This window comes from Bacillus sp. 5RYD7K (assembly GCF_059831465.1).
Map to the genome: position 1 here is coordinate 1,372,694 of NZ_CP191200.1, position 17,339 is coordinate 1,390,032.

The 17,339-nt window shown below is 37.9% G+C and carries 1 protein-coding gene; it reads left to right on the forward strand.

The window, feature by feature from the left end; translation table 11 throughout:
- Nucleotides 1-233: 233 nt before the first annotated feature.
- Nucleotides 234-17,336: a non-ribosomal peptide synthetase gene (locus ACQE26_RS06915; protein ID WP_500471090.1), complete on the forward strand. Its 17,103-nt coding sequence runs from the start codon at nucleotides 234-236 to the stop codon at nucleotides 17,334-17,336.
- The last annotated feature ends 3 nt before the right edge of the window (nucleotides 17,337-17,339 follow it).

Genomic DNA, 17,339 nt, shown 5'->3' on the forward strand with positions numbered 1-17,339 from the left:
CAACCCGAAGGCTAAGGGCGGTGGGTTTAAACCACGCCCTTTGAACTGGAAAAATTTTAAGAATTTTGTTGATATAATCCTTAAATATAATATAATAGAATTATAGAAGCCAATATACATAAATAATTCTCAACATAAATTTTAATATTAAAGAGGCAAGATCAAGACGTTGCATCAATTGTAACAAAGATAATATCGCAGCATAAAAACAATAACTTTTTAAGAGGTGAAATATGAAACCCTATACAAAATCAGTATTAGAGGATGGAGTTAATATAACACTAGATCAATTACTTGGAATTTATGCTAACGAGAAATCAAGGGGAGTTTACTTTACTCAATCCGATGGCTCTGAATTGTTTGAGTCTTATGAAAGTCTTTATTTTAATGCCAAATCCATCTTAGGGGCACTACAAAAGCAGGGATTTCAGAAGGGCTCTTATATTATCTTTCAGACAAACAATAATTTATTCTTTATAAGGTTGTTTTGGGGTTGTATTTTAGGAGGCATGATCCCCGTTCCTCTGTCTGTACCGCTAATTGCATCGCCTGACACTGAAGCTTTCAAGAAGTTAGTGAAAGTAAGTGAGCAGTTGCCGAATGCGTGGATAATTACTGATGAAAGAAATTTAAATACGTTTAGAGAAAGTTATGAAGCCAATAATTTGAAATACTTAGAGTATGAAACCTTAGCATGTAATATGGAAGAGGGGCAATGCGTTACAGTAGATTGTCAGGACTTAGCGTATATACAATATTCGTCTGGCAGCACAGGTAACCCTAAAGGAGTAAAATTAACACATGAAAATCTAGTTTATAATTTGGCACAGATAGTAGATCGTTTGAAACTAGACACAAATGATGTCATGGCTAGTTGGTTACCATTGACACATGATATGGGCTTGATCGGTTATCATTTAACTCCGATATTTGCGGGTATATCTCATTCCCTTCTAAATTCGGGTACATTTTTAAAGAAATCTTGGCTATATCTTCAAAAATGTGCGCAATTAAAAGCAACGGTGCTTGTAAGTCCGAATTTTGGATTAGACTGGATGATAAAGACTGTAAAGGATTCACATTTAGAAAATATTGATTTATCTAGTGTGCGAAACATAATGTGTGGTGCAGAACCAATATCAATGGATACCATTAGACGATTTTATGAAAAATTCTCGTCTTCTGGCTTGCGTGAAAATACGATCCATCAAGTCTATGGTATGGCAGAAGCTAGTCTGGCTGTTACTATTCCTGAAGAAGGACATAATAGAAGTGTATGTATTAACCGTCATAAAGCTCGTATTGGTCAAGAAGTGGAGTATATAGAAACGAAGGAGCCAAATGCAGCAGAGTTTGCCATAGTAGGAGAACCATTATATGAATTAGAAATATTGATTGTAGATGATGAAGACCACATCTTAGGGGAAAATTACATAGGCAATATAGTGATCAAGGGGAAAAATGTATTTGAGGGATATATGAATCATGATAGTTCCCCTTTTAATGAACAGGGCTTCTTCTGTACAGGAGATTTAGGACTTTTACGCAATGGAGAACTCATTGTAATGGGCAGAAAGAAGGATATTCTGTTTGTAAATGGTCAGAATTATTATGCTAGCGATATAGAAAATATGTTAACATTGGCGATCCCAGAGTTGTCTCAAGTCGTTGTGTGTGGTGTTCGCAATCCGTCATCGATCAGGGATGAAATTATAGTATTTGTACATAATCGAAAAGATGCCAAGGCATTTTTGCCACTTGCCCATCAAGTGCAGGATATGGTATTAGAACGGGTTGGAATAGCTGCAGATTATGTAATTCCAATAAAAACGATACCGAAAACAACAAGTGGAAAGGTGCAACGTTTTCTTTTAATAGAGCGATTTGAGAATCATGAGTTTGATGATGTTATCGCAATAGCTCCATATTATTATGAGAGTAGCAAGGAATCTGCAAAGAAGCCAGCATGGAACAAAGCGGAGATTGAAAATCAAATCGTTGAAATTGCAAAAGAAGTATTCTCTATCCCTTCTTTGAAAGTAGACGATACGATTTCTCGGATGGGAGTTAGTTCGTTAACGTTGATTCGTTTCCAGGATGAAATCAATCAACGATTTCAAGTTGAAATCCCCATTGTAAGCCTTTTCAAAATGTCTACTCTAGAACAAATAATTATGATTGTAGGGGAACAACTACAGGTAGAGGATGTCCAAACATCTGAATTAACAGGGAATAAAGACATGTGGTATGAGCCATTTCCGGTAACAGAAATACAAGGAGCCTATTTAGTTGGAAGACAAAATATTATGGAAATGGGCAACATCTCCACACATGCCTATTATGAGTTTGAAACAGAATTAGATATTAAACGCTTAAACGATGCATTGAATCGAGTTTTAGAGCGTCAGCTTATGCTGCGTACTATTTTTGATGATACAGGAATGCAAAAAGTTCGGCGTTCTAATTCTTCTTATGATATTTGTATTGAAGATTTACAAGACTTGTCTTTAGAGGATCAACAAAAACGTATATTGGAAAAAAGAAATCACAGGTCACATTTTGTTTTTCAACAAGATCATTGGCCATTATTTGAGTTGTCTGCATTTATTCTTGGCGAGAAGAAAAATTATCTCTTCCTGGATATTGACTTATTAATTGCTGATGGAGGCAGTTTATTAATTTTAATACAAGAGATAATGGATTATTATGAGAAACCGAATATGGAGATTAAACCTTTAACATTCCAATTCTCAGATTATGTAAGGGCATTGGAGAGCTTTCGTGAATCTTCCGCCTATCAAAAAGCTCAAGACTATTGGCAAGCCAAAATAGAGGATTTTCCCTATGCACCTCAGCTACCATTAGTTTGTGAGCCAGAATTCATAGAGAAACCAATATTTCAGCGAATGGAGAAAAGTCTGACAACTGATCAATGGAATATTGTGAAGGGCCTGGCAACTCAGTACGGTGTAACACCATCTGTATTCTTATGTACAATTTATGCGGAAGTTTTGTGCAAATGGAGCAATCAATCCAGAATGGCACTTAATTTAACATTATTTAATCGACAGTCCTTTCATCCAGACGTAATGAAGTTGATTGGAGATTTTACATCAGTTTTATTGTTAGATATTGATTTATCTGTTCATCGTGCTTTTTGGGAGAAAGCATCTATGGTTCAAGATATATTATTTGAAGCAGTAGACCATCGTTTTTATAGTGGTGTTGATGTTATACGAAATATTGCAAGTAAGAGAGAAATGACTAGTAAAGCGATTATGCCAATTGTATTTACTAGTATGTTATTCGATAAATCGGAATTTGCAGATACGTTGACGAAATTAGGGAAAATTAAATACGGAATAAGCCAGACCCCTCAAGTATTTTTAGATTTCCAAGTCACGGAAAGAGACGGACAATTAATTATGACTTGGGATTATGCAAAAGATTTGTTTGATGAAGACATGATCAGTGCCATGTTTGAAACGTATCAACTTCGATTGCAGCAAGTTATAGACAATAATCTTTCATCTATGCCGCTGCCTGTAACACAGTCTGAACTACTGCTTGATTACAATGATACACAAGGAGATTATGAAGGGGATTTACTGCAAAGATTAATAGACCAGCAATGCCAGAAGACTCCAGATGCTATTGCAGTCAAATTAGGACAGGATACATTGACCTATGGCGAGTTGGCGAGAAAATCCAATCAGGTCGCTCGTTATTTAGCAGAACAAAACTATGCGCTCAATTCTTATATTGGAGTTTGGGCAGAGAGACGAATTGAGACCATTGTAAATATGGTAGCTATTTTAAAAGCCGGCCATGCTTATATTCCTGTTAATCCGGAACATCCTGAGGAAAGAATAAAATATATCGTGGAACATAGTGATATCAAGCTCATGATTCATCCGGATTTATATGAAACAGAGAACCTTTCCACCTATAACGATGGCGCCTTAGAACTGTTAGAAGGCTGCCAGCAGGATAGAGCCTATGCTATCTATACGTCAGGAAGTACTGGACATCCTAAGGGTGTTGTGATCACCCATGAAGCAGTAGTGAATACATTATTAGATATTAATAAGAAATTCAAAGTAGGCAGCGAAGATAAAATCATAGCCCTATCATCGATGAGCTTTGATTTATCCGTCTATGATATTTTTGGAGCACTCATTAGTGGAGCCCAGTTAGTATTAATTCCAGATCTTTTAGATATGAGTAGCATTCATCAGATCATGATCGAAGAAGAAATCACGATATGGAATTCGGTTCCGGCCATTATGGATATGTATCTGGAAAGCACAAAACAAGACACAGTGCGGAGATCTGCAGCAGAGCGCTTACGTATGGTGATGCTAAGTGGAGACTGGATTTCTCTTGGTTTGCCGGAGAAAATCAAAACAAGAATGCCAAAAGCACAAGTGATCGGGTTAGGTGGAGCAACGGAAGGCTCTATATGGTCCATCTATTTCCCAATCACAGAAGTGAAGCCAGAGTGGAAAAGTATCCCTTACGGCTATCCGCTGAAAAATCAACAAATTTACGTACTGGATGAATGTGGGGAAGAATGCCCAGTAGGCGTACCAGGAGAACTGCATATTGGTGGAAAAGGAGTCGCCGCAGGTTATCTCAATGAAGAAGAGAAGACGAAGGCCGCCTTTATCAACCATAGATTGGGTTATCTGTACAAAACAGGTGATTATGGTGTCATGCGTCCGGAAGGATATGTAGACTTCCTGGGAAGAAAAGATAGTCAAGTTAAGATACGTGGACATCGTGTCGAACTAGGAGAAATAGAACACTGTATCAATCATTTGCCACATATTCACCAGTCCGTCGTCGCTGATTACAGTGATTCACATGGAGAGAAGCAATTGTGTGGGTATATTGTTGCAGATGAGACCGTAGAATTGGCAGAAATAAAAAGAGAGTTAGCCAAACATCTGCCTGATTATATGATCCCGGCACAATTCATACAGGTAGATGAGATTCCACTATCTGCAAATGGTAAAGTAGATCGTAAATTATTGCCGAACCCGGAACAGTTTATTGAAGAAACAAAGATGATAAGGGGTTATGAGGCACCAAAGACCCAGACGGAGAAATTGGTAGTAGAGGCATTTGAACATGTACTTGGTATGGAAAGAGTAAGTGTAAATGACAATTTCTTTGATTTGGGTGGAGATTCGATTAAGGCTATCCATATTCTAAACAAGATAAGAGAAGCTGGATACGATAGCTCCATGCGAAATCTTTTGATGGAGAGAACACCAAAGCTAATAGCCATGAATTTATCCACAAAAAAAGAAATTATGCCTGCGGAGCAAGGAGAAATAACTGGTGAAATTTCACTGACACCAATTCAAAACTACTTCTTCGCACAAAATATGATAGATCCTGAACATTTTAATGTATGCCAAGTGTTTAAGGTTCGTGAAAAACTAAATGATCTGGCACTACAAAAAGCTTTATCTGCGTTAGTGCAGCATCATGATATGTTGAGAGCTACGTACAAAGATAAGAAACAGGTTATAGGGAAAGTAGAAGATAAGAAATGGTACGGATTTACAAAAATAGCATGTGAATCTGAAGAGATTCAGGAAAAAATTAAGACAACGAAAGTAAAGATGGATTTGGCGGAAGGACCATTATTGCAGGCTGTTTTATTTAGTACGCCGGAGCAAGATTATATGATGTTGCTAGCTCATCATATGATAATGGATGTGATTTCCTGGCGAATTTTAACTGAGGATTTGGAGAAGGGCTACTCTCAAGCTTTGAATCAGAAAGAGATAACATTACCAGCTAAAACCGTTTCCTTTAAAGTATGGAGCGAAGGATTAGCTCGTTACAGCCAGAGTGAAAAGTTAAAGAGAAGGGTAGCTTACTGGTCAGAGTTAGAAAATAAATTGGTTGATGGCAAGTTAAAAGAAGATAGCACTGATGATAAATTCGAACCAAAGACAGCCGTGGTATGTCTTAATTCCACGATCACAGAAAAGTTATTAAAAGAAAGTGCACATGCTTATAATACAGAGATTAATGACTTACTTGTAACAGCACTGGGACGTGCGGTAAACAAAGTAACAGGTCAGAGAACGCTTGCTATACAGATGGAAGGACATGGTCGTGAAGAAACAGTAGGCTCTTTTGATTTAGGTAGGACAATAGGATGGTTCACTAGTATATATCCCGTAGTTTTAGAAGAGTTAGGCACTAATATTGCTCAGGATATTCGAAATACGAAAGAGAACCTACGACGTGTGCCAGCACATGGAATTGATTATGGCCTCATAAAGTATGCAGACATGGTTAATTCAGAAGAAATGGATGTGGAAGTGGCACCAGATATATCATTTAATTATCTTGGAGAACTAGGAACAAAGAAAGAATCTGGCGATCCATATTTTGAGTTTTCACAACTGGGTTATGGACAGGATACGGATCCTCGCAATCAATTTGGACCATCCATTAACGTCATAGGTCATGTGCAAAATGGTAGTTTATCTATGACAGTAACCTGCAACAGCAGTCGTTATTTAGCTGAGAAAATTGAGCAAATAGGAAAAGCATATGAAGAAGAACTGATAGCGGTCGCAGAACATTGCTCCCATGCACAGAAGAGTGAGTCAACGGCAAGTGATTTTGGTGAGAGGGTATGGAAAGATAGCGAATTTTGTTATGTACAGGAAGCTGCCAAAAACCGCGGCGAAGAAGTTCAACGTATCTATCCTTTGGCTCCTGTGCAAGACGGAATGCTCTATGAGAAGCTTTTGGATGAATCCTCTACGAAGTATGTTGTTCAGCAGACGTTGCGATTGACGGAAGTAGATGTAGAGAAGATGCACAAAGCTTTTGAATCTCTAGCAACACAGCATGATATTTTACGTACAAAGATCTGTTATCGGGGAGTAAGTGTGCCAAGACAAGTTGTATTGAAAGAAAGAAATCTGGAATTTAATTATATGGAAGTAGATAATGAATCCGATTATCTTGATTTAAAGGAACAAGATGTAAAACGTGGATTTGATTTAGAAGAAGATACACTAGTTCGTATGAATCTGATAAAAATAAACAATAGTGGATATCGGTTGATCATGACGAACCATCATATTATTTTAGATGGTTGGTGTTTGCCAATTTTGCGTAGAGATTTGTTTAATACGTATATGGCAACAGACGAAGAGTGTTTAAAAATACCTAATAAGACTGCTTCTAATAAAATGGGCAGCTATGAAAAATTTGTAGATTATATAAATGAAAAAGATAAAGAGCCGAGCCTTAAATATTGGGAAGACCTTCTTCAAGGATATGAGACAAGGGCTGATATTCTACCTATGGGTCGTCCAGAAGAAACAGAAGAAGAGAGTCAGAGTCAAGAGTTTAAGTTAAGCTTGGAGGTAACCGAACAAGCAGAAGCGGTATGTGCCAAGTACGATGTAACATTGAACACGCTAGTAGAAGCTTGTTGGGGCGTTTTATTGGAAAAATACAACTCAACCAATGATGTCGTTTTTGGAAAGGTTGTATCTGGTAGAAATGCAGAGATTGAAGGTATTGAAGAAATCGTTGGTTTATTTATCAATACAATACCTGTACGTATATCGACAACAAACGAAGACACATTTGCCGATTTGTTGAAATCATTACAGGACCAAGCAATTGCTGCAAATGATCACGATTTTCTTCCTTTAGCAGAAATACAGAATCGTACTTTATTAGGAAGGAATCTAATTGGAACCTTATTCTTCTTTGAAGGCTATCAAGGAACAAGTATCAATATTGATGGTAAATTAAATGTGGAATCTGAATATTACCGCGAACAAATCGGGTATGACTTGGGAATGACAGCATTTAAGAGTGATCGTCTTCATTTTAGAATTCTATTCAGTACAAAGCTATATAACAAGGAAGAAATAAACATTATCGGTTCCCATTTGCAAAGACTTATGGAACAAGCAATTACAGCACCACACACGAAATTAACCGAATTAGGCATGACAAATGAAGCGGAAGAAATGAAAGAATTAGTACAGTTTAACGCAACGGATCGTGACTATCCAAGAGACAAGACCATTGTCCAATTATTTGAGGAACAAGTAGCAAGAACACCCCATAATACAGCAGTGGTATGCGGGAATGAGCAATTGAGTTACGCTGAATTAAATGCTCGTGCCAATCAGCTTTCATTAAAGTTACGACGGGAATACCATGTCCAGCCTGATGATTTTGTTGCGATTATAGCAGAAAGAAGTATTGAGATGGTGGTCGGATTATATGCCATCCTGAAGTCGGGTGCAGCATATGTACCAATTGACCCGTTTTATCCAGAAGAACGCATCGAGTATATATTGGAAGATAGCCAGCCGAAAGCGGTTTTAATTGGTCATGGAAAGTATAATATTTCCCCTGAAAAGGTTGTCGACTTATATAGTGCAAGCAATTATGAAGAAGGTGCAGAGAATCCTGAACATGTAAATACTCCTCATGATCTTATTTATCTGGTTTATACATCGGGTACAACAGGAAAACCAAAAGGAGTTATGGTAGAGCATCGGAATATAGTCAATCAGCAGATGTGGACACAAAGAGAATATCCATTACACGAGGGAGAATCTCTTTTAATGAAGACCACTTGTGCCTTTGATGTTTTTGCCTGGGAAGTATTTTGGTGGATGTTAGCGGGTGGTAAACTTGTTATTTTGCAACAAGGAGAAGAAAGTCAAAGTGATAAGATCATCAAGGTAATTCAGGATTATCAAGTCAATGCAATCCAGTTCGTTCCTTCAATGTTCAATATGTTCTTAGAAGAATTAGATATGAGCAAAGAGAGAATAAATACGCTACGTTATATCATTAATATTGGTGAGAAACTGAATGCAGAAAGTGTGAGACATTATAATCAATTAAGGGAAAAAGGACAAGTAAGAGCAGAACTACTGAATCTCTATGGTCCAGCAGAAACTACAGTTAATTCCAGTGGATATCATTGTCCAACAGACTTAAATGTAGATAAAGTATGGATTGGTAAGCCTATTAGTAATACACAAATTTATATATTATCAAATGAAAAAATAGCCGGAATAGGTGTACCAGGGGAATTATGTATTGCAGGAGAAAGTGTGTCGCGTGGATACTTAAATCGTGAAGAATTGACAGCACAGAAATTTATTAAAAATCCTTTTGGTTCAGGAATGATGTATAAAACAGGTGATCTGGCACGGTGGATACCGGATGGAAATATTGAGTACCTTGGCCGTATAGATGATCAGGTTAAGATAAGAGGTTTCAGAATCGAACCAGGAGAAATTGAAAGTACTTTGATGGAACTCGAAGGAGTTAGTGGAGCAGCCGTTGTAGTACGACAAGACAAGCAAGGAGAAAAATATCTGTGTGCTTATGTAGTCGTTCATACAGAAGTAGAAAAATTAGACGAAGATACAATCAAGAGTGAATTACGTAAGAAGTTACCAGACTATATGGTTCCTTTATATATTATTCGAATTGACCAAATTCCATTAAGTCATAATGGAAAGCTGGACAAAGCGGCACTACCAAAACCAGAATACAAGTCTAAGGAATATGCAGCACCAACAAATAGAGAAGAGAAGTTAGTAGTTGAAGCATTTGAGAAAATCCTAGGAGTAACAGAAATTAGTGTCCATGATAGCTTTTTTGACTTGGGTGGTCATTCACTGAAAGTTACATTATTGTGTAATGAATTAGAAAAGACAATCGGTATAAAACTGAAGCTTAGTGAAATATTTGCTTTATCTACACCCAAACGTATTGCAGAAAGAATTGGAAGTTTACAATATGATAGTTTTTCGGGAATACCGAAAATAGCTAAAGCAGAGTTCTATCCTATGAGTTCTGTTCAAAAGCGACTTTATCTTCTCAATGAGATAGTAGGTCCTAGTATTTCCTATAACATTTCGAATGTCATAAAATATGAAAACACTCTGGATAAAGAGCAGCTACAGGGAGCGTTAGATAAACTCTTAGAGAGAGAAGAAGTATTGAGAACCAGCTTCCATCTTATTAATGGAGAGCCAGTTCAAGTGATTCAACCAGATGCGAGAGTAGTATTAGAATACAAAGAAGCAGATACACTAGATATTCAAGATGAATATGATCGTTTTGTTTGCCCATTTGATTTATCCAAAGCACCTTTGATGCGGGTTAAGTTACTACAGACGCCACAAGCTTCATACTTGATGCTGGATATTCATCATATTGTTTCTGATGGAGAAAGTCTGCCTATTATGATGAACTGGATAAGCGAGTTATATGAAGGAAATACTTTATCAATGCCAAGGGTTCATTATAAAGATTTCTCTGCTTGGCAAATGACTCAGGATATTACGAAGCAGGCGGCATATTGGAAGAACGAGTTCTCAGGCGAAATTCCAATACTAAATTTGAATACAGATTTCCAACGTCCTAAGAAAAAGAGCTTCAATGGAGCCGACGTAAAAACTAAGATTGAAGAACCAGTTTTTATGGAAATAAAAGAATTAGCGAAGAAGCATGGTGCTACGGAATTCATGATTATGTTATCAACCTTTATGCTTCTATTGAGCAAGTACAGTCAACAGGAAGAAATTATAGTCGGAACTCCTGTATCAGGCAGAACCCACGTTGATACACAAGACATGCTGGGGATGTTTGTAAACTCCTTGGCTATCAAAGGAAATGTGAAACAAGAGGAGAGTTTTGAACAAGTATTGCTAGGAGTAAAAGAAAAATGTCTTCTTGCGTACGATAATCAGGACTTTCAATATGAAGACTTGGTTGAGGCAGTAGATGTAAAGAGAGATTTATCAAGAAATCCATTATTTGATGTAATGTTTATGATGCCAGAGAGTGAAATTATGTCTGGTTCAAAGAGCATTATGAGTGGAACATGGGTACCAATGGAAGGAAAAGTAGCTAAGTTTGATCTGAATTTAATGGTAATACACACATCAGAGGGTTATGTGGTCAATTTAGAGTATTCTACAGATTTATTTAAACAGGAAACGATAAAGCAAATGTTGGATGATTATGTTTCATTGCTTTCAGAAGTTGTCAAGAATCCAGAAGATCGTTTGCAAAAGCTACTTAAGAAAGAGGATGTTAAGAAAGAGGAGAAAGATTCGACCCAAGCAGAGCTTGATAATCATGCCGATCTTTTGGCACGGCAAGTTTCAGATTTGATGAAAGCATTGCATCAAAGAGATCAAGCCTACTGGAAGAAGAAAGTAGGTGATTTCCCGGATGCACCACAGTTACCGCTTCTTTCTAATGGGAGTGCTGTAAACAACGCAACAGTAAAACGTTTAGAAACGAAAATTTCTGCAAAAGACTGGGCGATTGTGAGAAACAAAGCTTTGGATAACAGAATTGCACCATCTGCGTTATTGTGCACAATATATGCGGAAGTTCTATTTAAATGGAGCAATCAATCCAATATGGCACTTAGCTTAAATCTGTTTAGTAATCAGCCTTTTCATCAAGATGGAATGTCGCTGATGGGGGATTTTGTATCAAAATTGTTGTTGGATATCGATTTATCATCTCACAGACCATTTTGGGAAAGAACTACTGAGATTCAGAATCGGTTATTTGAAGCGTTAAACCACAGATTTTACAGTGGGGTTGATTTCCTGCGTGATCTGGCTGAACATCGTGGTCAAGAAGCTCAAGCTATAATGCCAATTATATTTACAAGCATGCTTCGTGGCGAAGTGGATTCTTTCAATGCCAATATAGGCAGTAGGGGAGAATTGAAATACGGAATAAATCAGGCCCCTGAAGTATTTTTGGACTTCCAAGTTGCGGAAAGCGACGGACAATTAATGATGACTTGGGATTATGTGGAGGATTTGCTTGATGAAGATATGATCCGTGCCATGTTTGAAACGTATCAACTTCGATTGCAGCAAGTTATAGACAATAATCTTTCATCTATGCCGCTGCCTGTAACACAGTCTGAACTACTGCTTGATTACAATGATACACAAGGAGATTATGAAGGGGATTTACTGCAAAGATTAATAGACCAGCAATGCCAGAAGACTCCAGATGCTATTGCAGTCAAATTAGGACAAGATACATTGACCTATGGCGAGTTGGCGAGAAAATCCAATCAGGTCGCTCGCTATTTAGCAGAACAAAACTATGCGCACAATTCTTATATTGGCGTTTGGACAGAGAGACGAATCGAGACCATTGTAAATACGGTGGCTATTTTAAAAGCCGGCCATGCTTATATTCCTGTGAACCCGGAACATCCTGAGGAAAGAATAAAATATATCGTGGAGCATAGTGATATCAAGCTCATGATTCATCCGGATTTATATGAAAAAGAGAACCTTTCCACCTATAACGATGGTGCCTTGGAATCGCTAGAAGGCTGCCAGCAGGATAGAGCCTATGCTATCTATACGTCAGGAAGTACTGGACAGCCTAAGGGTGTTGTGATCACCCATGAGGCAGTAGTGAATACACTATTAGATATTAATGAGAGATTCAAAGTAGGCAGCGAAGATAAAATCATTGCCCTATCATCGATGAGCTTTGATTTATCTGTCTATGATATTTTTGGAGCACTCATTAGTGGAGCCAAGTTAGTATTAATTCCCGATCTCTTAGATGTGGCCAGCATTCATCAGATCATGATCGAAGAAGAAATCACGATATGGAACTCGGTTCCGGCCATTATGGATATGTATCTGGAGAATACAAAACAAGATACAGTGCAGAGATCTGCAGCAGAACGCTTACGTATGGTGATGCTAAGTGGAGACTGGATTTCTCTTGGTTTGCCGGAGAAAATCAAAACAAGAATGCCAAAAGCACAAGTGATCGGGTTAGGTGGAGCAACAGAAGGCACTATATGGTCCATCTATTTCCCAATCACAGAAGTGAAGCCGCAGTGGAAAAGTATCCCTTATGGCTATCCGCTGAAAAATCAACAAATTTATGTACTGGATGAATGGGGAGAGGAATGCCCGATAGGCGTTCCAGGAGAACTGCATATTGGTGGAAAAGGAGTCGCCGCAGGTTATCTCAATGAAGAAGAGAAGACGAAGGCCGCCTTTATCAACCATAGATTAGGTTATCTGTACAAAACAGGTGATTATGGTGTCATGCGTCCGGAAGGATATGTAGACTTCCTGGGAAGAAAAGATAGTCAAGTTAAGATACGTGGACATCGTGTCGAACTGGGAGAAATAGAACACTGTATCAATCATTTGCCCAATATTCACCAGTCCGTAGTCGCTGATTATAGTGATTCCCATGGAGAGAAGCAGCTGTGTGGGTATATTGTTGCCGATGAGACAGTAGAATTAGCAGAAATAAAAAGAGAGTTAGCCAAATATCTGCCTGATTATATGGTCCCGGCACAATTCATACAGGTAGATGAGATTCCACTATCTGCAAATGGTAAGGTAGACCGTAAATTATTGCCGAACCCGGAAAAGAATATTGAAGAAAGTCAGATGATCAGGGGTTATGAGGCACCAAGGACCCAGACGGAGAAATTGGTAGTAGAGGCATTTGAATATGTACTTGGTGTGGATAGAGTAAGTGTAAACGACAATTTCTTTGATTTGGGTGGATACTCGCTTAATGTAATCCGGCTGTGTAATGAATTAGAGAAGAGTGCAGGGGTAAGGTTACCACTTAGAGAAATTTTTGATTTAGTTACACCAAAAAATATTGCAGAACAAATTAAAAACTCAAAGGTTGTAAATACGTTTGAAGAAATACCAGAAATAGCAGAAGCAGAAAGCTATTCTATAAGTTCAGCTCAAAAGAGACTTTATCTTTTAGACCAACTAACAGGTCCTGGTACAACTTATAATATTCCTTTAGTAATCAAGCTTAAAGTTAAACCAGACAATAAGCGACTTCAGAGAGCATTGGATCAATTAGTAGAGCAAGAGGAAATTTTGAGGACAAGCTTCCATATAGTGAATGGTGAGCCAATTCAAAAAATTTCCTCAGATGCAAGAATTGTGCTGGAGTACAGTGAAGTTAATACAGCAGATTCACAGTATATCCAGGATGAATATAATACTTTCGTCCAACCATTTGACCTGTCAAAATCACCACTAATGCGTGCAAAAATACTGGATACTCCAAATGATTCATACTTATTTTTGGATATTCACCATATTTTATGTGACGCAGAAAGCATGCCGATTATGCTCTACAAAATACAAGAGTTATATGAAGGAAGAGAATTGTTAACACCACGAGTACAGTATAAAGACTTTTGTGTTTGGCAAAATGCTAGAGATATAACAGAACAGGCAGCGTACTGGAAGAAAGAATTTTCTGGTGATATACCAGTCCTAGATTTAATCATGGATTATCCACGCCCTCATAAACAAAGTTTTAGAGGTTCTAATTTCCGAACACAGGTAGAAGAAAACACGAGTATTCAAGTAAAAGAGTTAGCGAAGAAGTATGGTGCAACTGAGTTTATGGTTTTGTTATCCATCTTTTTCTCTATGTTAGGAAAATACAGTCGACAGGAAGAAATTATAGTAGGAACTCCAATATCGGGACGAAACCATACGGATACCCGAAATATGTTGGGCATGTTTGTAAACACTCTGGCAATCAAAGGGAATGTCTGCTCCGATGATTCATTTGAGGATGTATTATTAGGTATAAAAGAGAAATGTTTACAGGCATACGATAACAAGGATTATCAGTTCGAGGATTTAGTTGAAGCAGTGGGAGTAAAGAGAGATTACTCAAGAAACCCAGTATTCGATGTGATGTTTGTATTGCAGGACGATGAGAGAGAGAGTTATTCGGATCGAATTCAATTTGGAACGAGGGAATCCGTTGAAGGAAGTATTTCTAAATTTGATCTTACCTTAACCATGATAAGTGATTCAGAAGGCTATAAGATTGATTTTGAATATTCTACAGACTTATTCAAACCAGAAACGATCGAGTACATGGCAAAACACTTCTTAACACTAATTGAAGGAGTTTTAATGTCTCCGGAAAAGAAGCTGCAGGATATTGCCATGGTAGATATGAACGAAGAAGCAAAAATATTGGATGAGTTCAATATGACGGATGCAGAATACCCTGATAATAAGACGATTGTGCAGTTACTTGAAGATCAGGCTGCGAGAATACCTAATAGTATAGCAATTACATTTAATGGACAACAGCTGACCTATGCACAATTAAATGAACGGGCGAATGCTCTGGCAAGAAAGCTTCGTGAGGACTATAACATTCAACCCAATGACTTTGTGGTGATCTCAACAGAGAAGTGTTTGGAGATGGTGGTGGGTATATACGCTATTTTAAAGGCTGGAGCAGCTTACGTACCGGTTGATCCATCTTATCCAGAGGAAAGAATTAATTATATCATTAATGACTGTAAACCAAAGGTCGTATTATGCGGTACAAAAGAACCTGAAGCTGACATTCCTATCATGAATCTTCATGATGAGGCAAATTATCAAATGGAATGCAGTAACCTTGTCCATGTAAATCAATCAAGTGATTTGATGTATGTAATTTATACCTCTGGTACGACTGGCAGGCCTAAGGGTGTTATGGTTCAGCATGTAAATGTAGTGCGATTACTTAAGAATGACAAGTTTAAGCTTGATTTCTATGAAAATGATATTTGGGTTCAATTCCATTCTTATTGTTTTGATGTTTCGGTTTGGGAAATATTCGGAAGTCTATTGAATGGAGCAAAGCTTGTAATTCCTTCTGAAGATACGGTAAAAGATGGATATGCTTTTGGAGAGCTTTTGCAAAAAGAAGCGGTAACAATCTTATGCCAGGTACCTTCGCCATTTTATGCGTTGATCGATGCAACGACAGGACAAACAATAAATAGTTTACGATATGTTATTTTTGCAGGAGAGGCACTTTATCCAGCACATTTGAAGAAATGGCATGAGAACAATAGGCATTGTCGTCTGGTTAATATGTACGGGCCTACAGAGACCACGGTATACGCTACTTATCGCGATATTGATGCTGAAGCCATCGAGAGAGGAATTAGCGACATAGGAAAGCCACTTCCAACATTGAAGATTTATATGTTAAATGGAAATGAACTTTGTGGAATTGGAGTTCCAGGTGAGTTATGTATAACAGGTGAGGGTGTATCTCAAGGATATTTAAATCGACAAGACCTGACAGACGAGAAGTTTGTACACAACCCATTTGGATCCGGAAAGATGTATCGGACAGGTGATTTGGCACGTTGGTTACCTAACGGAAACATTGAATATATTGGACGGATGGATGACCAAGCAAAAATTAGAGGATATCGTATTGAACCAAGAGAAGTAGAAAGCCGTTTATTGGAGCTTGAAGGTATAAGTGAAGCTATAGTAGTAGTACGAGAAGACAAAAAGCAGGAGAAATACTTGTGCGCCTATATAATAGCTGAGACAGAAATAGAAGAAAAGAACGTAAAGTTTGAGTTAAACAAAGTATTACCAGATTACATGGTGCCTGCACATATTATTTCGGTTGATGCGATTCCGCTGACAAGTAATGGGAAACTTGACAAAGCCTCATTACCACAGCCGCAGTATAAGTCAAAGGAATATATTGCACCACGAAATGAATATGAAACTCTGATCGTGCAGGCATTTGAGAACATTCTAGATATTGAAAAAGTCAGTGTAACTGATAGCTTCTTTGATCTAGGGGGATCGTCACTGAAAGCAGTGCTCTTGTGCAATGAATTGGAGAAGGCCATAGGAGTAAGATTGTCAATTAGAGATGTTTTTACTTTTGGTACGCCCGAGCAGATAGCGGGAAATATCGAGTCGATTGAGAGCGAGATGTTTGTGGCAATAGAACAAGCTTCAGCAGCTGAATACTACCCTACAAGTTCAGCTCAGAAACGACTCTATCTTCTGGACGAGATGACCGGACCTAATATTAACTACAACGTATCGGACGTTTATGCTTATGAAGAACCGCTAGATAAAGAAAGATTACAGAAGGCTTTGGATAAGCTGTTAAAGCAAGAAGAAATCTTGCGAACTAGTTTCCATGTTGTGGACGGTGAGCCTATTCAAACGATTTCTCCAGACGCAAGGGTTTTAATAGACTACAGCGAAGTGGACGAAATAGATGTACAAACAGAATACGATAAATTTATACAACCGTTTAATTTATCCGAAGCACCGTTGATGCGTGTGAAATTAATGAAGACAACAACGGCCTCCTATCTATTTGTTGATATTCATCACATTATATGTGATGGAGAAAGCCTGCCAGTTATACTGCATCAGGTGAACGAATTTTATGAAAATGATGAAATTGATCATGAATAAGAG